Source organism: Nevskia ramosa DSM 11499, assembly GCF_000420645.1.
GTDB lineage: Bacteria > Pseudomonadota > Gammaproteobacteria > Nevskiales > Nevskiaceae > Nevskia > Nevskia ramosa.
Window position 1 is genome coordinate 510,006 of record NZ_ATVI01000005.1, and the last position, 19,873, is coordinate 529,878.

General features: G+C 64.7%; 16 protein-coding genes. 11 read left to right on the forward strand and 5 right to left on the reverse strand.

The features are described 5' to 3' along the window. Positions 1-58 precede the first annotated feature (58 nt). The 7 genes from dnaE (at position 59) to G513_RS0103115 (ending at position 10,451) form a co-directional block, all read left to right on the forward strand. Positions 59-3,691, forward strand: coding sequence for a DNA polymerase III subunit alpha (dnaE, locus tag G513_RS0103085; RefSeq protein ID WP_022975365.1), 3,633 nt, complete (start codon positions 59-61; stop codon positions 3,689-3,691). 1 nt (position 3,692) lies between these two features. Continuing rightward, complete coding sequence (locus G513_RS21105; RefSeq protein WP_051144343.1) at positions 3,693-4,679, forward strand: acetyl-CoA carboxylase carboxyltransferase subunit alpha; 987 nt, start codon at positions 3,693-3,695, stop codon at positions 4,677-4,679. 98 nt (positions 4,680-4,777) lie between these two features. Beyond that, positions 4,778-6,127, forward strand: coding sequence for a tRNA lysidine(34) synthetase TilS (gene tilS, locus G513_RS21110; RefSeq protein WP_022975367.1), 1,350 nt, complete (start codon positions 4,778-4,780; stop codon positions 6,125-6,127). A 60-nt stretch (positions 6,128-6,187) separates the two neighbouring features. Then, positions 6,188-7,852 (forward strand): CTP synthase, encoded by a 1,665-nt coding sequence (gene pyrG, locus G513_RS0103100; protein WP_245563055.1) that lies wholly within the window; start codon positions 6,188-6,190, stop codon positions 7,850-7,852. Next, complete coding sequence (kdsA, locus tag G513_RS0103105; RefSeq protein WP_022975369.1) at positions 7,852-8,688, forward strand: 3-deoxy-8-phosphooctulonate synthase; 837 nt, start codon at positions 7,852-7,854, stop codon at positions 8,686-8,688. The genes pyrG and kdsA overlap by 1 nt, the downstream gene beginning before the upstream one ends. Before the next feature lie 174 nt (positions 8,689-8,862). After that, complete coding sequence (gene eno / locus G513_RS0103110) at positions 8,863-10,152, forward strand: phosphopyruvate hydratase (protein ID WP_022975370.1); 1,290 nt, start codon at positions 8,863-8,865, stop codon at positions 10,150-10,152. Continuing rightward, positions 10,149-10,451, forward strand: a complete 303-nt coding sequence (locus tag G513_RS0103115) for a septum formation initiator family protein (RefSeq protein ID WP_022975371.1) — start codon at positions 10,149-10,151, stop codon at positions 10,449-10,451. The genes eno and G513_RS0103115 overlap by 4 nt, the downstream gene beginning before the upstream one ends. Before the next feature lie 23 nt (positions 10,452-10,474). Here G513_RS0103115 and G513_RS0103120 read toward each other — a convergent pair whose 3' ends face one another. The 5 genes from G513_RS0103120 to G513_RS0103140 all read right to left on the reverse strand — a co-directional run bounded on the left by G513_RS0103120 (position 10,475) and on the right by G513_RS0103140 (position 16,041). Next, a complete protein-coding gene (locus G513_RS0103120; protein ID WP_028475075.1) occupies positions 10,475-10,876 on the reverse strand; it encodes a hypothetical protein in 402 nt (133 codons plus the stop codon). Beyond that, entirely contained in the window at positions 10,873-11,526 is a 654-nt protein-coding gene (locus G513_RS0103125) for a pentapeptide repeat-containing protein (protein ID WP_022975373.1), read from the reverse strand. The genes G513_RS0103120 and G513_RS0103125 overlap by 4 nt, the downstream gene beginning before the upstream one ends. 154 nt (positions 11,527-11,680) lie before the next feature. Beyond that, entirely contained in the window at positions 11,681-13,579 is a 1,899-nt protein-coding gene (locus G513_RS0103130; protein WP_022975374.1) for a methanol/ethanol family PQQ-dependent dehydrogenase, read from the reverse strand. A gap of 111 nt (positions 13,580-13,690) precedes the next feature. Beyond that, on the reverse strand, positions 13,691-14,434 hold the full coding sequence (locus G513_RS0103135; RefSeq protein ID WP_051144316.1) for a response regulator transcription factor: 744 nt from the start codon (positions 14,432-14,434) through the stop codon (positions 13,691-13,693). Further along, entirely contained in the window at positions 14,431-16,041 is a 1,611-nt protein-coding gene (locus tag G513_RS0103140; protein WP_084711318.1) for a sensor histidine kinase, read from the reverse strand. Before G513_RS0103140 ends, G513_RS0103135 begins: the two co-directional genes overlap by 4 nt. Before the next feature lie 362 nt (positions 16,042-16,403). Here G513_RS0103140 and G513_RS0103145 point away from each other — a divergent pair, with 362 nt between their 5' ends. The 4 genes from G513_RS0103145 to hflX all read left to right on the forward strand — a co-directional run bounded on the left by G513_RS0103145 (position 16,404) and on the right by hflX (position 19,847). Further along, the gene (locus tag G513_RS0103145; RefSeq protein WP_022975377.1) at positions 16,404-17,114 is read left to right on the forward strand and encodes a hypothetical protein; all 711 of its coding nucleotides are present in this window, start codon (positions 16,404-16,406) and stop codon (positions 17,112-17,114) included. 35 nt (positions 17,115-17,149) lie between these two features. Further along, positions 17,150-18,145, forward strand: coding sequence for a tRNA (adenosine(37)-N6)-dimethylallyltransferase MiaA (gene miaA, locus G513_RS21115; protein ID WP_022975378.1), 996 nt, complete (start codon positions 17,150-17,152; stop codon positions 18,143-18,145). Positions 18,146-18,258: 113 nt separating this feature from the next. Continuing rightward, positions 18,259-18,510, forward strand: coding sequence for an RNA chaperone Hfq (gene hfq, locus G513_RS0103155; RefSeq protein ID WP_022975379.1), 252 nt, complete (start codon positions 18,259-18,261; stop codon positions 18,508-18,510). 74 nt (positions 18,511-18,584) lie between these two features. Further along, a complete protein-coding gene (hflX, locus tag G513_RS0103160; RefSeq protein WP_028475077.1) occupies positions 18,585-19,847 on the forward strand; it encodes a ribosome rescue GTPase HflX in 1,263 nt (420 codons plus the stop codon). The last annotated feature ends 26 nt before the right edge of the window (positions 19,848-19,873 follow it).

A 19,873-nucleotide genomic window follows, 5' to 3' on the forward strand; every position in this document is an offset into this window, starting at 1 on the left:
CTCGCTGCTGGCGGCGCTCCGCTTCTCTGGCAAACCACCCCTGGAAACTGGCAAAGCCTTGTTCGTCCATCTGCACCTGCATACCGAATTCTCACTGGTCGACAGCCTGATCCGCGTCGAAGCGCCAGCCAGGAAAAGTGCGGGCGCCAATGTCCAGACCTTGACTGGCTTTGCCGCGAAGCTCGGCCTGCCCGCCATTGCCGTCACCGATCAGGACAACCTGTTCGCGATGGTGAAGTTCTACAAGCTGGCGGAAGCTGCGGGCGTCAAGCCGATCATCGGCGCCGATATCGCGATGCCGGAATCCGGTGACGGCGAGCAGGCTGAAAACGTGACCTTGCTGGTGCAGAACGACACCGGCTACCGCAATCTCACGCGCCTGCTGTCGCGCGCCTACAACGAAGGGCAGGGCCGGGGTCGACCGCGCATCCATCGCGCCTGGATCGAAGCGGCGAGCGATGGCCTGATCGCGCTCAGCGGCCGTGATGGCGAGATCGGCCGGGCGCTGCTGGCCGGGAAAGTCGAACACGCACGCGGGCTGACCCAGTGGTGGAGCCGGTTCTTCCCGGATCGCCTGTACTTGGAGATCACCCGCTGCGGCCGCCGCGATGACGACAGCCATCTGCGCGCGGCCGTCAGCTTTGCCCGCGACACCGGCTTGCCGGTGGTCGCCAGCAACGAGGTGCGCTTTCTCGAACGCGGCGATTTCGATGCCCACGAGGCGCGCGTCTGCATCAACCAGGGCCGGGTCATCAACGACGATCGCCGGCCTCGCGAGTACACGCCGGATCAGTACCTGAAGTCGGCCGAGGAAATGATCGAGCTGTTCGCCGATCTGCCCGAAGCGGTCGAGAACACGCTGGAGATCGCGCGCCGCTGCACCTTGAGCCTCAGCTTCGGCGTCAACCATCTGCCGGACTATCCGGTGCCGGAAGGCTTCACGGTGCCGGGCTACCTGCGCAAGACTGCGCAGGATGGTCTGGAGCAGCGCTTCGCGCACCAGGGTGCGTTCAAGCCGGTCGAGGAATATCAGCAACGGCTCGATTTCGAACTGGCCGTCATCGAGCGCATGGGCTTCGTCGGCTACTTCCTGGTGGTGGCCGACTTCATCCGCTGGGGCAAGAGCAATGGCGTGCCGGTCGGCCCCGGTCGTGGCTCGGGTGCTGGTTCGCTGGTCGCCTATGCCATCGGCATCACCGATCTCGATCCGCTGCCTTACAACCTGCTGTTCGAGCGCTTCCTGAATCCGGAACGCGTGTCGCTGCCGGATTTCGACGTCGATTTCTGCATCGAAGGCCGCGACCGGGTGATCGCCTACGTCGCCGAGAAATACGGCCGCGAGCGCGTCAGCCAGATCATCACCTACGGCTCGATGGCGGCGCGCGCCGTGGTACGCGACGTGACCCGGGTGATGGGCCATCCGTATGGTCTCGGCGACCGCATCGCCAAGCTGATTCCGGGCGCGCCGGCGTTCAAGGCTGACGCCGAAAAGGCCGGGCGTTCATCGCTCGAACATGCGCTGGTCGAAGTGCCGGATCTGAAGGCCGCCTACGACGCAGAAGAAGATCTGCGCGAGATCATCGACCTCGGCATGGCGCTGGAAGATCTCACTCGCGGCGTCGGCATCCACGCCGGCGGTGTGGTCATCGCGCCGCTGCCGCTGACCGAGTACACGCCGATGTTCTGCGAAGCCGGTGGTGCCGGCCTGCGCACCCAGTTCGACATGAAGGACTGCGAGACCGTCGGCCTGGTCAAGTTCGACTTCCTTGGCCTGCGCACCTTGACCATCATCGAGTCCGCCGTGCAGCAGATCAATGCGCGCTGGCCGGACAAGAAGCTCGACATCCTGAGCCTGCCGCTGACCGACCGCGAGGCTTACAAGCTGTACGCCGAAGGCCAGACCACGGCGGTGTTCCAGATGGAATCGCAGGGCATGCAGCGCGCCTCGGTGGACCTCAAGCCGGACTGCTTCGAGGACATCATCGCGCTGATCTCGCTGTACCGCCCCGGCCCGATGGACCTGATTCCGCAGTACTGCCGGCGCAAGCACGGCACCGAGGAAGTCACCTACCTGCATCCGGACATGGAGGGCGTGCTCAAGCCCACCTACGGCAACTTCGTCTACCAGGAACAGGTGATGCAGATGGCGCAGGTGCTGGCCGGCTATACGCTCGGGGGTGCCGACATGCTGCGCCGCGCGATGGGCAAGAAGAAGCCCGAGGAGATGGCCCAGCAGCGCGGCATCTTCGAGAAGGGTGCTGCCGAGCGCGGCATCGACGCACCGACCGCGTCGGCCGTGTTCAGCCTGATGGAGAAGTTCGCCGGCTACGGCTTCAACAAGTCGCATGCGGCGGCCTATGCGCTGGTCTCGTACCAGACCGCCTGGCTGAAGGCGCACTACCCGGCGCAGTTCATGGCGGCGGTGATGTCGGCGGAAATGAGCCACACCGATACCGTGGTGGTGATGCTCGAAGAATGCCGGCGCATGAAGCAGACGGTGCTGCCGCCGGACGTGAACTCGTCCGAGTACCGGTTCACGGTCAACGCGGCTGGAGCGATCGTCTACGGCCTTGGCGCGGTCAAGGGCGCAGGTGAGGGCGCGATCGACGGCATCATCAACGAGCGCCGCAGCCATGGCGCCTTTCTTGATCTGTTCGACTTCTGCCGCCGCATCGACACCCGCAAAGCCAATCGCCGGGTGCTCGAAGCGCTGATCGGCGCCGGTGCGATGGACTGCTTCCAGCTCAATCGCCCGAGCCTGATGAAGACTCTGCCCAAGGCTCTGCAACTGGCCGAGCAGACCGCCGCCTCGGCCGGCGCCGGCATTGCCGATCTGTTCGGTCTCGGTGCGCCGGCCGATGCCTCGAACACCGGCACCGTGGCCGCCGAACTGGAAACCGACTGGGAGCCGAATGAGCGCCTGTCGGTCGAGAAGAAGGTGCTCGGTCTGTATCTGTCCGGCCATCCGGTCGAGGCCTATCGCGCGCTGATCGAGCAGGTCTGCTCGGGCAACATCAAGACGCTGATCGACGAGGCGGGTCCGCCGCCCGACTTCGGTGGCAACACGGGTGGCGGTGGTGACGACGAGGAGGGCGCGCCGGCACCGCGCCGTCGCGGCTACCGCAAGCAAGTGATGCTGGCGGGCTGGCTGACCGACATCCGCACCATCATGGGCGACCGGCCGGGCAAGATCCTGATCCTCGACGACCGCACCGCGCAGCTGGTCTGCTGGCTCGATTTCCAGGACTGGCAGCGCTTCCAGACCCTGCTCAAGCCGGACACGCTGATCTTTGCCACCGGCTCGATCAGCGCTTCGCAGCGCGAAGGCCGTGAACTCGAATATCGGCTGTCGGCGAAGAGCTTCTACGATCTCGACTCGCTGCTGCGCGAGCGCACCGAGCGTGTGACTTTGACCTGGAAAAAGCCGTCGATCGCCGTCACCGCGCTGCCACAGCGCCTGGCCCCGTGGCGTGGCCCGAATGGTGCGGCGGTTTCCGTGGAATACTGGAACGGCACGGCGCGGGCCGTGCTCGATTGGGGCACCGCCTGGCGTTTGAAGTTCGAGACGGCTGCCGAGACGGAGCTGAAACGCCTGCTCGGCGCGGAAAGCGTGAAGGCCGAATATCGACGCTGGGTCGCCCCGGTTTCAAGCAACCAGAGGTCTAGGGCAGAATACGACGATGGCGAATAACATGACGTACCTGGATTTCGAGCAGCCGATTGCCGATCTCCAGAAGAAAATCGAAGAGCTGCGCTTCATGACCGGCGGCAGCGACCTGAATCTCACCGACGAGATTTCGCGGCTGGAAGCGAAGATCGGCGAGCAGACCAAGTCGATCTTCGCGAACCTCACGCCCTGGCAGATCGCCCAGCTTGCCCGTCATCCGCAGCGCCCTTACGCGCTCGATTACGTGCACGGCGTCTTCACCGAGTGGGAAGAACTGCACGGTGACCGCCACTACGCCGATGATCCGGCCATGGTCTGCGGCGTCGCCCGCCTCGAAGGCCGCGCGGTCGTCGTGATCGGCGAGCAGAAAGGCCGCGATGCCAAGGAACGCGTCTATCGCAACTTCGGCATGCCGCGTCCCGAGGGTTATCGCAAGGCGCTGCGGATCATGAAGCTCGCCGAGAAATTCAACCTGCCGATCGTCACCTTCATCGACACGCCGGGTGCCTATCCGGGCATCGGCGCCGAAGAGCGCAACCAGTCGGAAGCGATCGCCCGCAACCTGTTCGAACTTTCCAAGCTGCGCGCGCCGATCGTCGCCACGGTGACCGGCGAAGGCGGTTCCGGTGGTGCGCTGGCGATCGGCGTGGCCGATCACGTGATGATGCTTCAATACGGCATCTACTCGGTGATCTCGCCGGAAGGCTGCGCCTCGATCCTGTTCAAGAAGGCCGAGCGCGCCAAGGAAGCCGCCGAAGCGATGAGAGTCACCGCCAAGGATCTGATCGAGTTCAAGCTGGTCGACGAGATCGTGCCGGAGCCGCATGGCGGCGCCCATCGTGATCCGGTGTTGATGATGGCGACCCTGAAGGAGCGCATCGTTCACCACGTCGAGCGCCTGTGCCGCGTGCCGATGACCCGTCTGCTGTCCGACCGCTATGGCCGCCTGATGACCTATGGCACTTACGAGGAGCCGGGCGAGGTCGCCCAGTCTTCGGTCGCCGCCGCCTGATCGCGGAAGTCTCCGTAGCCTGTCGCCCTTCGAGGCCCGCTACGGCGGGCCTTGTCGTTTCTGGGCGTTTCTGCAGCGCCGCTCCGTAAACTGCCTGTATGCCGTCCAGACCCACTTCCGAGCTGATCCCGCCGCTGCCTGAACGAGCCGCCGGCGCGCGGGTGCTGGTCGCCTACAGCGGTGGACTCGATTCGACGGTGCTGCTGCACGCGCTGGCGCAGCGCGGTCCGCAGGAGTTGGTCGCAGTCCACGTTCACCACGGCCTGCAGGAAGCGGCTGACGGCTGGGCGCGGGACGGTGCTGTTTTCTGCAAGTCCCTCGGCGTGCCGATGATTCTCCGCCGGGCCGCGATTGCCGGTGACGACGCCGCCGGCCCCGAAGGCGCGGCTCGTGAGGCGCGCTATGCGCTGCTGCGCGCGCAGATGCAGTCCGGCGATCTGCTGGTCACCGCCCATCATCGCGACGATCAGGCCGAAACGGTGCTGCTGCGCCTGCTGCGCGGGGCCGGTGTTCACGGGCTGGCGGCGATGCGGCCGCTGACTGTGTTCGCGCCCGGTCAGCTATGGCGACCGCTGCTCGATCAGCCGCGGACTGCCTTGCGTGCCTATGCAGAGCAGCACGGCCTGAGCTGGATCGACGATCCGCATAACGAAGACCCGCGCTACGCCCGCAGCTGGCTGCGGCGTGAGGTGATGCCCGGCCTGCGCACGCGCTTTGGGCAGACCGATCCGAGCCTGGCGCGCGCCGCGCGGCTCGCTGCCGAAGCGGCAGACCTGCTCGACGAGCGAGCGGCGGAAGATCATCTGCAGGCCGCGCAGGGCGCGGCGTTGTCGGTCTCGCGACTGCTGATGCTGAGCGCAGCCCGGCGCCACAACCTGATCCGCTGGTGGTTGCATGAGCAGGGTTTTCGCGCGCCGTTCGCCAACCATCTCGATCTCGTCGACGAGCAGTTGCTCAAGCCCGGCCCGGATGCCACGCCGCGTCATGCCTGGCCCGGCTGCGAGCTGCGCCGCTATCGCGACCAGCTGCATGCGATGACGCCTTTGCCTGCAGCGCCGGCAGCTGGCGGCTGGGGCCTGTGGTCGAAGGAAACGCATTTCCAGCTGCCGGGCGACGGCGGCATGCTGGTAGCCAACCGGCCGCCGCCGATTCCGCTCAAGCTCAGAAGCCCGCAGCCAGGCGAAGCTTTTCGCAATGATGGCGCGGCGCATGCGCGGACCTTACGCAACCGGTTTCAGGAACTGGGCGTGGCGCCCTGGCTGCGTGCGCGCATTCCGGTGATCGAGGCGGCAGACGGCGCACTGTGCATGCCCGGAATCGGCGCCACGCGCGAGTGGCGGGAAAGCCTTGTCGCACAAGGCTGGCAGGGTTTCTGGCGGCACGATTTTGCCGGCTTGCGCAGTCCTTTGGCACTCGATGGCACGCCGTCGTTGCGCGATTGCCCGTAAAATCCGCGAAACCCGCAGCCCGCCTCGCTCATGCCCGACGTTACCCAGGCCCCAGCCCTCGTGGCTGGTCAGACCCGCTTCATTTTCGTCACCGGCGGCGTCGTGTCGTCGCTCGGCAAGGGCATCGCTGCGGCGAGCCTTGGCGCGATTCTCGAATCGCGCGGCCTGACGGTGTCGATGATCAAGCTCGATCCGTACATCAACGTCGACGCGGGCACCATGAGCCCGTTCCAGCACGGCGAAGTGTTCGTCACCCAGGACGGCGCCGAGACCGATCTCGACCTCGGCCATTACGAGCGCTTCCTGCGCGGCAAGACCAGCCGCCTGTCGAACGTGACGACCGGCCAGATCTACCGCCACGTGCTCGACAAGGAGCGCCGCGGCGACTACCTCGGCCGCACCGTGCAGGTGATCCCGCACATCACCGACGAGATCCAGAACCGCATCCGTGATGGCGCCCGTGGTGCCGACATCTGCCTGGTCGAGATCGGCGGCACGGTCGGCGATATCGAATCGCTGCCGTTCCTCGAAGCGATCCGCCAGATGGGCGCCGAACTGGGTCACAAGTTCGCGATGTTCGTGCATCTGACTCTGCTGCCGTACGTGAAGTCCTCGGGCGAACTGAAGACCAAGCCGACTCAGCATTCGGTCAAGGAACTGCGCTCGATCGGCATCCAGGCCGACGTGCTGCTGTGCCGCTCGGAAAAACCGATGCCCGAGGGCGAGAAGCGCAAGATCGCGCTGTTCACCAACGTGCCGTATCGCGCGGTGATCTCGGCCGTCGATCTCGACGATATCTACAAGATCCCCGGCTGGCTGCATCAGCAGGGCTTCGACGATCTGGTCGTCGAACATTTCGGCCTGCAGTGCCGCCCGGCGGATCTCAGCGCCTGGGAGCGGGTGGTCAACGCGCGCGCCGAGCAGGACGTCGAAGTGCAGGTGGCGATGGTCGGCAAGTACGTTGATCTCGCCGATGCCTACAAGTCGCTGAACGAAGCGCTGTACCACGCCGGCCTGCACACCAAGACGCGAGTCAAGATTCGTTTCATCGAATCGGAAACCGTCGAAAGCCAGGGCCTGTCGGTGCTGCAGGGCGCGGACGCGATCCTGGTACCTGGCGGCTTCGGCGAACGCGGCATCGAAGGCAAGATCGAAGCTGCCCGCCACGCCCGCGAGAACCGCATTCCGTATCTCGGCATCTGCCTCGGCATGCAGGTGGCGGCGATCGAATACGCGCGCAATGTCTGCGGTCTCGAAGGCGCGCACTCCACCGAATTCGCGCCGGCGTCGCCGCATCCGATCATCGCGCTGGTCACCGAGTGGAAGGACGTCACCGGCCGCATCGAAACGCGCAGTGAGAACTCGAACCTCGGCGGCACCATGCGTCTCGGCATCCAGACCTGCCGTCTGGTGGCCGGTAGTCGCTCGCGGGCGCTGTACAACGCCGAGCTGATCGGCGAGCGCCATCGTCACCGCTTCGAGTTCAACAACAATTACCGCGATACCTTGACCTCGCGTGGCATGAAGATCGCCGGCACCTCGGAAGACGGCGAACTGGTCGAGATGCTCGAGCTGCCCGAGCATCCCTGGTTCATCGGCTGTCAGTTCCATCCGGAATTCACTTCGACGCCGCGGGATGGTCATCCGCTGTTCGAAGGTTTCATCCGCGCAGCGCGCGAGCAGCGTCTGGCTCATCAGGCGACCAGTCAGCCCGAGGTGGCGTGATGAAACTTTGTGGACGCGATATCGGCATCGATCAACCGCTGTTCCTGATCGCCGGCCCGGATACGCTGGAATCGCTGGATCTGGCGCTGGAAGTGGCGTCGACGATCAAGGCGATCACCGATCGCCTCGGCATCCTGTACGTGTTCAAGGGCTCGTTCGACAAGGCCAACCGCAGCTCCGGTCGGAGCTATCGTGGCCCGGGCATCGCCGAAGGCCTGAAGATCATGGAGACCGTGAAGGCCAAGATCGGCGTGCCGGTGCTGACCGACGTCCATGAAGACACGCCGCTGGGCGAAGTGGCTTCCGTCATTGACGTGATCCAGACACCGGCGTTCCTGTGCCGGCAGACCAATTTCATGCAGAACGCGGCGAAGACCGGCCGGCCGATCAACGTCAAGAAAGGCCAGTTCATGTCGCCCTGGGAAATGGGCAACGTCATCGACAAGATGACCGACGTGGCACCGCACCAGTTCCTGTTGTGCGAGCGCGGCTTCTCGTTCGGCTACAACAATCTGGTCGCCGACATGCGTGGCCTGTCGATCATGCGCAAGTTCGCGCCGGTGGTTTTCGATGCCACCCACACCGTGCAGTTGCCGGGCGGGCAGGGCACGGCTTCCGGCGGCATGCGCGAAATGATTCCGGTGCTGGCGCGCGCTGCAGTCGGCGCCGGTGTCTCCGGTGTGTTCATGGAAACCCATCCGAAGCCGGATGAAGCGCTGTGCGATGGCCCGAACTCGCTGCCGCTGTCGGAGATGGCCGATCTGCTGGAAACGCTGGTCGAGCTCGATCGTCTGGTCAAGCGCAAGCCGTTGCTGGAGTCACGCCTGAGCAGCTGAGCAGACTGGCCGAAGCAGACGAAAGCCGGGCTCGATGCCCGGCTTTTTGCTTTGTCCGGCCCAGTCTGTGACCGTTCTGTCGGTGGCTTGTCCCAATGATCGGCCCGTTCGTGGCGGTCCGCCGACGCGCGACGTAGAATTCGGCAAACCGCAACCACTCAAGAGGAATACTGGATGTCCGAGATTGTCCGCGTGCTGGCCCGGGAAATCATTGACTCACGCGGCAATCCGACGGTGGAGGCCGAGGTTTTTCTCGAGACCGGCTTCTCCGGACGTGCGGCATCCCCGAGTGGTGCTTCGACCGGCAGCCGCGAAGCCGTCGAACTTCGTGACGGTGACAAGAAGCGCTACTTCGGCAAGGGCGTGCTGAAAGCGGTCAAGAACGCCGAGACCGAAATCGCCAAGTGCGTGAAGGGTCGCGATGCCCAGGATCAGGCCGGTCTCGATGCCGCGCTGATCGCGCTCGATGGCACCGAGAACAAGTCTCGCCTTGGCGCCAACGCGATTCTCGCCGTGTCGCTGGCGGCTGCTCATGCCGCTGCTGCGGAGAACGATCAGCCGCTGTATCGCCACCTCGGCGGTCTGCAGGCCGACACCTTGCCGGTGCCGATGATGAACGTCATCAACGGCGGCGCGCATGCCGACAACAACATCGACATCCAGGAATTCATGATCCTGCCAGTCGGCGCCACCAGCTTCTCCGAAGCGCTGCGCACCGGTGCCGAGATCTTCCACACGCTGAAGAAAGTGCTGCACAGCCGCAAGCTGAATACGGCCGTTGGTGACGAAGGCGGCTTCGCGCCGAACCTCGAATCGAACGAAGCCGCGCTCGCGGTGCTGATGGAAGCGATCTCGATGGCCGGCTACAAGCCGGGTGTCGATGTGTTCCTCGGCCTCGACGTCGCCTCCAGCGAGTTCTTCAAGAAGGGCAAGTACCACCTGGAAAGCGAGGGCAAGCAGTTCACCGCCGACCAGTTCACCGACTACCTCGCCGGTTTGTGCGATCGCTATCCGATCATCTCGGTCGAAGACGGCTGTGCCGAAGGCGACTGGAAGGGCTGGGGCCTGCTGACCGAGAAGCTCGGCGCCAAGGTTCAGCTGGTCGGCGACGATCTGTTCGTCACCAACACCAAGATCCTCGCCGAAGGCATCCTGCGCGGCGTCGGTAACTCGATCCTGATCAAGCCGAACCAGATCGGCACGCTCAGCGAAACGCTGGCGGCGATCCGCATGGCGACCGAAGCGGATTATTCGGCCGTCGTCTCGCATCGCTCGGGTGAAACCGAGGACGCCACCATTGCCGACATCGCCGTCGGTACGGCCGCCACCCAGATCAAGACCGGCTCGCTGTGCCGTTCCGATCGCATGGCCAAGTACAACCAGCTGCTGCGCATCGAGCGTCAGCTCGGCTCGCGTGCCCGTTACCCGGGTGCGGGCGCGTTTCCCGTGATCGTCGGCGGATGACGCGCGGCATCGCCATCGTTGTTCTGGGACTGATGCTGGCGGGTCTGCAGTATCGGTTCTGGATTGGCGACGGCGGTGTCTATGAAACCGGCAAGCAGCGCGCCGCCGTGGCAGCGCGCGAAGCCGACAATGGTCGCCTGCGGCTGCGCAATGCAGCGCTGGAAGCGGAGGTCGAAGACCTTCGCGCCGGTGGTGCAGCGATCGAAACCCATGCCCGCGAAACCCTGGGCATGGTCCGTCGCGAAGAAACCTTTTTCCTGGTCGTCAACGCCGATCTGGCTTTAGCCGCGCGGCACTGATTCGGCTTGAGCGCTGCCTGCGCTCAAGGCGGATCGATCCAGATGCGCCAGGTTTCGCTGCCGTTGACCTGCAGCGAGTAGGTGCCGGCCTTGTCGATCCGATAGCTGTCCTCGCCGCCGCCCGGCAGCGTGATGTTTTGCAGGACAGCACCCTCGGCATCACGCAGGTACATGACGAAGATCGCGCCATCGCTCTGGTAGCGCAGACGCTGCGGACCGGTGGTGACGAAGGCTTCGGTAGTGGCGCCGTGGCGGCCTGCGAAGCGCGGTGGCGAGTGGCGAAACGCGAGCACATCGAAGCAGGCCAGCCGTTGCTCGCGATCACTCAAGCTTCGACATTGCTGCAACTCTTCCGGGATATCGATGGTGCTCGCTGCAGCACTAACGCTCACCATGAACGCTAGCGCGAATGCGCGGACCTTCACGGCGCGGGTTTCGCCTGACCTTCTTCCCAGGCCTTGGTGCCGGTCTGCCAGCTTTGCGGGCAGCCGCTGCAGCCTTCCATGAGGGCGTCCTGGAAGATCGCGAAGCGGATCAGCGCACCGTCCATCACGGCGTTGCTGAGGTTGGCCTCGTAGAACTTGGTTTCCTGCAGATCGGCGTTGACGAGCTTGGCGCCGTCGAAGTTCGCGCCCTTGACCATCGCCTTTTCCAGGGTCGCGGCGGTCAGGTCGGCCTTGCTCAGATCGGCCTTGGCCATGCGCACGAAGCGCAGATCGGCCCCGCGCAGGCTGGCACCGCGCAGTTTCACGCCGCCCATGAAGGCGATTTCGAGACGGGCGCCGTCGAGGTCGGCACCATCGAGCTTCGCGCCATTGAGATTGGCATGACGCAGGTCGGCGCGGGCGAGATTGGCGCCGCTCAGATTCGCGCCTTCGAGGTTGGCATGGCGCAGATCGGCATGACGCAGGTCGACGCCGGGGCAGTCGCTTTTCGGGGCGATCAGGCAGCCGTTGATGATCCAGGGATCAGGGCGTTCGATGCTGTTGACGATGATATCGACGGCACCGGCCGGCACAGCGATCGCGGTGGCCAGCAGCAGGCCAGCGCGGCGTACGGAAACGGGGAAGTTCATGGCGGAATTCCGGACAAAAGCAACGGCGGAAAAAAGTCAGCCGGCAAGCCGCGTTGCGGATTGCCGGCCGAATCTAGAGAAGGTCACAACCTTGCCTAGAGGAGCTGTTGCAGCCGCTGCGGTTCAAAGCCCGCAGCGGTCTGCTTGGAAATACTCAGTTCGCGGTGGCGACGGCTTTCGCGTTCTCCGCATCGGCCACGGCCTGCGGCAGCTCGAAGACCCAGAACGAGCCGCCCTGCGAGACCGGCTTGGTCAGGTCGGCCATGTCGCCTCCCCAAAGCGGCACTGCGCCGCCGTAACCGGAGGCCACGCCGAGGTACTGCTTGCCGCCGTCTTCCCAGGTGATCGGGCAGGACACCACGCCGGAGCCGGTCTGGAACTTCCACAGTTCCTTGCCGCTCTTGGCGTCGAAAGCCTTGAAGTAGCCGTCGCTGGTACCGGTGAACACCAGATTGCCCTTGGTCGCCAGGGTGCCGGACCACAGCGGCAGCGGTTCCTTCGCTTCCCAGACGATCTGGCCGGTCTTCGGGTCCATCGCCCGCAGCACGCCGACATGGTCTTCAAACTTGCGCTTGATGCGGAAGCCCTGGCCCAGATATGCCGCACCTTTCTTGTAGGTGATGTTCTCGGTCCAGTAGTCCTCGCTCCAGTCGTTGGAGCCGATGTAGAACAGGCCGGTTTCCGGGCTGTACGACATCGGATTCCAGTTCTTGCCGCCAAGGAAGTTCGGCGTGACCTGGATGGTCTTGCCCTTGTCCTGGCCTTCTTCCGGTTGCGGCGGACGCTGGCCTGGATTCTCGATCGGCCGGCCGGTCTTCAGATCGAAGCCCTTGGCCCAGGAGATGTCCGGCACGAACGGGTAGGCGCCGAGCAGGGAGGTCGGCCTGTTGATCTTGCCGCCGCGCTCGGTGAGCTTGTCGGTATCGGTGACGAAGAAGAAGCCGTTGCGATCGGCGTGGGCGCCGGCACGGATCTTCTTGCCGTCCTTTTCGAGGTCGAACAGGATGATTTCGTTGTTGCCGGAGAAGTCCCAGGCATCGTTCGGCGTGTGCTGGAAAAAGCCCACCGGCTCGCCATTCGACGGGTCGATGTAGACCTGGCCAGAGGTGTACAGCGAATCGCCCGGCGTGCGCTTCCAGGTGTTCCACGGCGCCGGGTTGCCGGTGCCGATGATGATGGTGTTGGTCTTGATGTCGAACGCCGCCGACTGCCAGGGCGCGCCGCCACCGTGATGCCAGGCTTCGACCTTGGTCTTGCCATCCTTCTCGTTCGGCCAGCTCGGTGCTTTCGGGTCGCCCGTATAGCTGGAGTCGGCGCCATTCAGACGGCCGCGATGACCTTCCACCAGCGGCCGCATCCACACTTCCTCGCCGGTCTCCGGATCGCGTGCGTACAGGCGGCCGACGACGCCGAACTCATCGCCCGAGGAGCCGTGGATCAGTAGCATCTTGCCGCTCTTCTGATCCTTGATGATGGTCGGCGCGCCGGTCATCGTGTAGCCGGCGGTGTGGTCTTCGAACTTCTCGAACCAGACCACCTTGCCGGTCTTGGCATTGAGCGCCACCAGGCCGGCATCGAGGGTGCCCATGTAGACCTTGTCGCCGAAGATCGCGGCGCCGCGGTTGACCACGTCGCAGCAGGGGCGGATGTCGTCCGGCAGGCGATGCGAGTAGGCCCAGAGACGTTTACCGGTCTTGGCATCGAGCGCGAACATCCGCGAGTACGAGCCGGTGATGTAGATGACGCCGTCATGAAGCAGCGCCTGGCTTTCCTGGCCACGCTGCTTTTCGTCACCGAACGAGAACGACCATTTCGGCACCATCGCCGCAACGTTCGCGGCGTTGATCTTTTCGGCCGGGCTGTAGCGCTGGGCCTTCACGCCGAAACCGTACATCAGCACGTTGTCGGTTGTGGCCTGGTCGTTCTGGATGTCGTCCCAGGTCACCGCCTTGTCGGCTAGCGCGGGACCAGCAGCGGCCATTGCGATCAGGCTTGCTGCCGAAGCTGCAGTGACCCGCCGCCAGAGGCGTCGGGCCTTGATGTTGTCCGTCATGTCGCTCCTCCTGAAATTTTTATCGTGGCGCCGCAAGGCTTGTCGCCATCGGGCACGGTGACTGTAGGAAGCGCGATCTGAGCTTGTCCTGAGATTGGTCTGAGAGGCTTCTCAGGCTTCGGGCGCAGCGTCGTGATCTTGTCCGCTGCTGGGGGCAAGGCCGATCCGGCAGCCCTGGCCGCGAACGGTGACGATCTCGGTCTCGCTGCCATGCGCTTTCAGCTTGCGGCGCAGATAACCGAGATAGACGTCGACGGTGTTGGTGGTGAGCTCGGCGTTGTTGCCCCAGGCGCCGTAGAGAATCCGTTCGCGGCTGACCACTTCGCCGGCGTGACGGGCGAGATAGAGCAGCAGCTCGAACTCGCGGCGGGTCAGGCTCAGCACCCGGCCGGCGCAGGTCACTTCGCGGGCGCGGACATCGATGGCCAGATCGGCGACCACGCGATGACTGCGCTCCGGGCCCGCCGAACCGCGCCGCGCCAGCACCTTGACTCGCGCCAGCAGCTCATCGAACGCGAACGGCTTGCTGAGGTAGTCGTCGGCGCCGTTGCGGAAGCCGTCGAGCTTCTCGTCGAGCGAGTCGCGCGCGGTCAGCATCAGGATCGGAATCATCTGGCCGGCGTCGCGCAGATAGCGGGCCAGCGAGCAGCCATCGCCGTCGGGCAGCATCAGATCGAGGATCAGCACCGCGTAATCGGCCCCGGCCAGTTGCCGCGGCACGTCGCCGATGCCGCGCAGCCATTGCACGCTGAAGCCCTCGGCGGCCAGGCCGCGAGTGACGAAGCGGCCGATGCCCGGATCGTCCTCGACCAGCAGCACGCTGTTGTTGAGGCTCGAACCCATCCCGGTACTCATGCTGAAAACTCCATGCGGACGATCAGTCCGCCGTCGTAGGCGTTGCGCGCGGAGATCAGGCCGCCGTGCTGTTCCATCACCCAGCGGGCCACGGCGAGGCCGAGGCCGGCGCCGCCGCGTTCGCGGCCGTCATGGGTCTGGTAGTAGGGATCGAAGACCTTGGCCAGCATCTCCGTCGAGATGCCCGGTCCCTGGTCGGCGATCTCGATGGCGTGGCCGGCGGCGCTGCTGTCGAGCCGCGCGATGACCCGGCCGTCCGGCGGCGAGAACTTCACCGCGTTGTCGATCAGCGCCAGGATCGCCTGACGGATCCAGCTGGCGTCGCCGTCGACGATTACCGGCAGGCGCCCGGTTTCCGCTTCGAGGATGACGCTGCTGGAGCGCGCGTAGGCTTCGGCGACGGTGGTCGCTTCGCGCAGGCAATCGCGCAAGCTCATTCGTTCGCGTTCGATCTGCACTCGGCCATCCTCCGAGCGAGCCAGGCCGATCAGATCGTTGAGCCGCCGGCGCAGGTAGCCGCTGGTGGCATGGATGTGCTGCAGCGCCGTTCGATACAGCTCGGGATCGTCATCACGGCCGCGCAGCGCCACTTCGGCTTCGCCCATCAGCACCGTCACCGGCGTGCGCAGTTCGTGGCTGATCTTCGAGAAGAACAGCCGCCTGCTGGCATCAATGGCGCGCAGCCGCTCGCTGGATTCCTCGAGCTGCCGGGTGCGCTCGCGCACCGTCTGTTCGAGTTCCTCGTTGACCCGGGTCAGCCGCTCCTGCTGCTCGGCCAGCTTCTGCGCCATGGCATTGCACTGGCTGGCGAGATCGGCAATCTCCAGCGGCTTCGGCACGTCGATGCGATGGTTCAGGTCGCCGGCCGCGAAGCGCTGCACGCCGTCGTGCAGCTTGCGCACCGGGCGCATGATCAGCGCGTGGATCATCACCATCGACAGCACCGCGCCCAGGGCTGCGATCAGGCCCGCCAGCGGCGTGCCCCAGGTCAGCCGCTGACGCAGGCGCTGCATGTCGGCCAGGGTCTGTTCGACTTCCTCGGCTTCATCGGCGGACACCGCGCGCACCAGGCGATCGATGCGCGCCGTATCGGCTCGCACCGTGTCCTCGAAGAAGGCTCGCACCGCGGCGGCTGGATCGCTGCGCCGGCTGGCGTTGGCCGGCTGGTCGAGATGCCGACGCAATTGCGCGAACATCGTGCGCATCGCTTCGGCGTTGCGAATCTCGCGAACCCGATCATCACGGGTGGCGCCGTGGCGATCGAACTCTTCGTCGATCAGCACCAGCAGCCGGCGGAACAGCACTTCGACTGCCGCGCGGTCCGGCTCCGGCAGTTCGTTCGCGGTGCCGGGGCTGGCGAGGGCTTCCATCTCGGCCAGCAGCAGGCGACCGAACTCTGCTTCCAGACGATTGATGATCGCCAGTTGCTCATAGGAATTGCGCGCATCGCCGAGATGATCGCTGGCGCGCTGCACGCTCAGCGTGGCGAGTGCGGCCATCAGCCAGACCAGGGCGATCGCGCCGAGTGCGGCAACGGCCAGCACCGCACGCACCGAAACCCGGGATCGACCCGGCGGGAGCATCGAAATAGAGACTGCAGGCGACATGGCAACTCCAACGTGGCCGGGGTCTGGCCCCGCGGCGCTGTCGAGCTGTCTCGGTCACACGGCTGAGCGGCCAGCCAGGGCAGGCGATGGTTATAGGAGGTCGCCGAAGGCGGCGGTATGGGCAAAGGTCCCGGGGCGGCGAAAGCCGCGTGGTGCAGGAACTGCAGCAAGCGAAAGCAGGATCGGCTTTGCCGGCGCGGTCAGCAGTGGACGACGGAAAACCGTTCCGATTCGAATCGGTTTGAACTCCGATGCAATTCCGTGAGGACTGCGCCTTCATCGCCCAGCAGGATCAAGCCGCAGCCAGGATCGCGATCGCCGCGCTTCAGCTTCCATCAACCTCAAGAACAACAGGAATCGCCATGAACAAGATCGTTCCCGTCGCGCTTGCCAGCCTCCTCGCACTTTCGTCGTTCGGAACTCAGGCGCTGCCGTTCCTGCCCGATGTCGCGGTCGGCGTCACCGGTGGCACCGCCGGCCTGGGCGGCCAGATCACCACCTCGATCCTGCCGTTCCTGAACGTCCGCGCCCAGGTGCAGGGCCTGAGCTTTTCGCATTCCTTCAACGAGGATGGCATCGACTACAACGGCAAGCTCAAGCTGTTCACGGCCGGCGCTTTCCTCGATGTCTATCCATTCACCAAGGGCCCCAGGCTGTCGGCGGGTCTGGTCGGCAATGGCAACAAGCTCAAGCTGAAGGCGAGCTGCCCGGATACCTGCGACGTCGGCGATCTGCAGATCACCGGCGACCAGGCCCAGGTCAACGGCAATCTCGGCTTCAAGAACTTCTCGCCGTATCTTGGCCTCGGCTTCACCAATCCGATGGGGGGCTTGCCGTTCTACATCGGCTTCGATGCCGGCGTGCTGTTTCACGGTCGCCCGAAACCGAGCCTGCGCATCTCCGGCGTCGCCGACGTGACCGATGCCGACGGCACCACGCGGACCAATGTCGATCTTTCCACCGACGCCGCCGTGCAGAACGCGCTGAGCGACGAGACGGTGAACCTTGCCGACGACGTCAAGGACTTCAAGTTCTATCCGGTGGTGCAGATCAATCTCGGCTGGCGCTTCTGAAGCTACGGCATCACGCGGCGGCTAAACTCCGCCGCGTGATCGAGCCTGCCGAACCCTCAGAAGCCGCTGACCGCCTGCCGGTCGTCGCCATCAGCGGCCCGACGGCGGCCGGCAAGAGTGGACTGGCGATGGCGCTCTGCCAGGCGCTGCCGGAGGGTGGCGAGATCGTCAGTGTCGATTCGGCGCAGATCTATCGCGGCATGGACATTGGTAGCGCCAAGCCCGATCTCGAGGCCCAGGCGCTGGTCCGTCATCACCTGATCGACATCCTCGATCCTGCCGAGCCTTATTCGGCCGCGCGTTTCGCCGACGATGCCAAAGCGGCCGTTGCCGATATTCGCCAGCGTGGCCGGATTCCGGTGCTGGTCGGCGGCACCTTGCTCTATCACCGGGCCTTGTTCGAAGGCCTGAATGATCTGCCGCCGGCCGATGCGGCACTGCGTCTGGAACTGGAGTCCGAGCGTCTGCGCATCGGCGTCGACGCTCAGCACGCACGGCTCGCCGAAGTCGATCCGGCGACTGCGACGCGTCTGCATCCGAACGACAGCCAGCGGGTGCAGCGAGCGCTGGAGATCCACGCGCTCAGCGGTCGTCCGGCCTCGGCCTGGCACGCCGAGCCCACTGCCGGCGCCGGAGTGCCGGGCCCGGTTTTACGCTTCGCGGTGATGCCGCCGGAGAAGGCACAGTTCGATGCGCGCATCGCTGCGCGCTTCCAGCAGATGATCGATGCCGGCTTCGTCGATGAGGTGGCGCGTCTGCGGGCACGCGGCGACCTGCATCTCGATCTGCCGTCGATGCGAGCGGTGGGCTATCGGCAGATATGGAGTCATCTCGACGGCGACTACAGCCTCGCCGAAGCCGTGAAACGTGGCGTGATCGCGACCCGGCAATTCGCCAAGCGGCAGATGACCTGGCTGCGCAGCGATCGCAGCTGGACCCGACTCGAGATTGACGAAGGTAAACAGGAACCTGTGGCGCTGGCCGGGGTCTTGAATGCGGTCGGATCGAGCCAAACACTGGGGAAGCGCTGAGTTGCCTTGGCTTCTGGAGTGATCCGGGGTATCGAGTCAAGGTTCAGTGTTAAACTTTCGATTAATGGCGTGTTGCCGGGCGCCGTCCAAAAAATTCAAAAAAGGTAGCTGACATGTCAAAAGGACAGACTCTGCAGGAGCCATTTCTCAATGAACTGCGCAAGGAGCGGATTCCGGTTTCGATTTATCTCGTCAACGGCATCAAGCTTCAGGGTCAGATCGAATCCTTCGATCAGTTCGTGGTGCTGCTGAAGAACACGGTCAGCCAGATGGTCTACAAGCACGCGATCTCGACGATCGTGCCGGCGCGCTCGGTGCGCCTCCCCAACGGTGACGGCGACGACACCCAACCGGCCGGCGTTTGACCAACAATCCACCGCCGTACGCGACTGCCGACCAGACGGCGGCAGGCGCGCAAGCCAAGCCCCAGAAAACCGTTCTGGTTCATCTGGAGTTTTCGGGCACCGACTTTGATGCCGACCGTGCCGAGTTCATCGAACTCGCGCGTTCGGCTGGCCTCGATGTTGTCGGGGTCATTGGCGGCAAGCGTGATCGTCCCGATGCCGGCACCTACGCCGGCAGTGGCAAGGTCGACGAGATCGCGGTGACGGCGAAGGTGGCCGGTGCCGAGCTGATCATCTTCAATCACGATCTCTCCCCGAGCCAGGAGCGCAATCTGGAAAAGCGCTTCGAGTGCCGGGTGATCAATCGTGCCGGTTTGATCCTCGACATCTTCGCCCGTCGTGCCCGTTCGCATGAAGGCAAGCTGCAGGTGGAACTGGCGCGCCTGAATCACATGGCGACGCGCCTGGTGCGTGGCTGGTCTCATCTTGAACGCCAGAAGGGCGGTATCGGCCTGCGTGGCGGTCCCGGTGAAACTCAGCTGGAAATCGATCGCCGCCTGCTGCGTGGCCGCATGGACACGCTGAAGAAGCAGCTCGAAACGGTGAAGAGCCGCCGCGCCCAGAATCGCCAGGGCCGCGCGAAGTCGGAGATTCCGACGGTCTCGCTGGTCGGCTACACCAATGCCGGCAAATCGACCTTGTTCAACGTGCTGACCGGCGACGCCGCGTTCGCCTCGAACCAGCTGTTCGCGACACTCGACACGACGATGCGCAAGGTCGCGTTGCCGAGTGGCGAGACCGCGGTGCTGGCTGATACCGTCGGTTTCATCCGCGACCTGCCGCATGACCTGATCGCCGCGTTCCGCGCCACGCTCGAAGAATCGCGCGAAGCCGAACTGCTGGTGCATGTCATCGACGCTGGCGATTCCGAGCGCGGGGCACGTATCGAGCAGGTCGAAGCCGTGCTGGCCGAGATCGGTGCCGACGAAGTGCCGCGCCTGCAGGTGTTCAACAAGATCGATCTGCGCGAAGGCGAGGAAGCGCGCATCGAATGCGATGCCGAGGGCATTCCGCAGCGCGTGTTCCTGTCGGCACGCAGTGGTGAAGGCATCGATCTGCTGCGTACCGCGATCGCCGCGCGGCTGTATCCGGATCTCGGTGACGAAGCGATCGTGCTGCCGGTGAATGCAGCGAAACTTCGCGCCCAGTTGTTCCAGCTTCATTGCGTGCAGTCGGAAACCATCGACAAGGAAGGCAGTTCGCATCTCATCGTCCGTCTGCCGTACTCGCGTCTGCAGCGTCTGTGTCGGGAAGCCGGTATCGAGCTGCCGCCACGCCAAGACCCGGCTGTGCACTAAAATCCCGGTATCGATCGTCGTTTCGA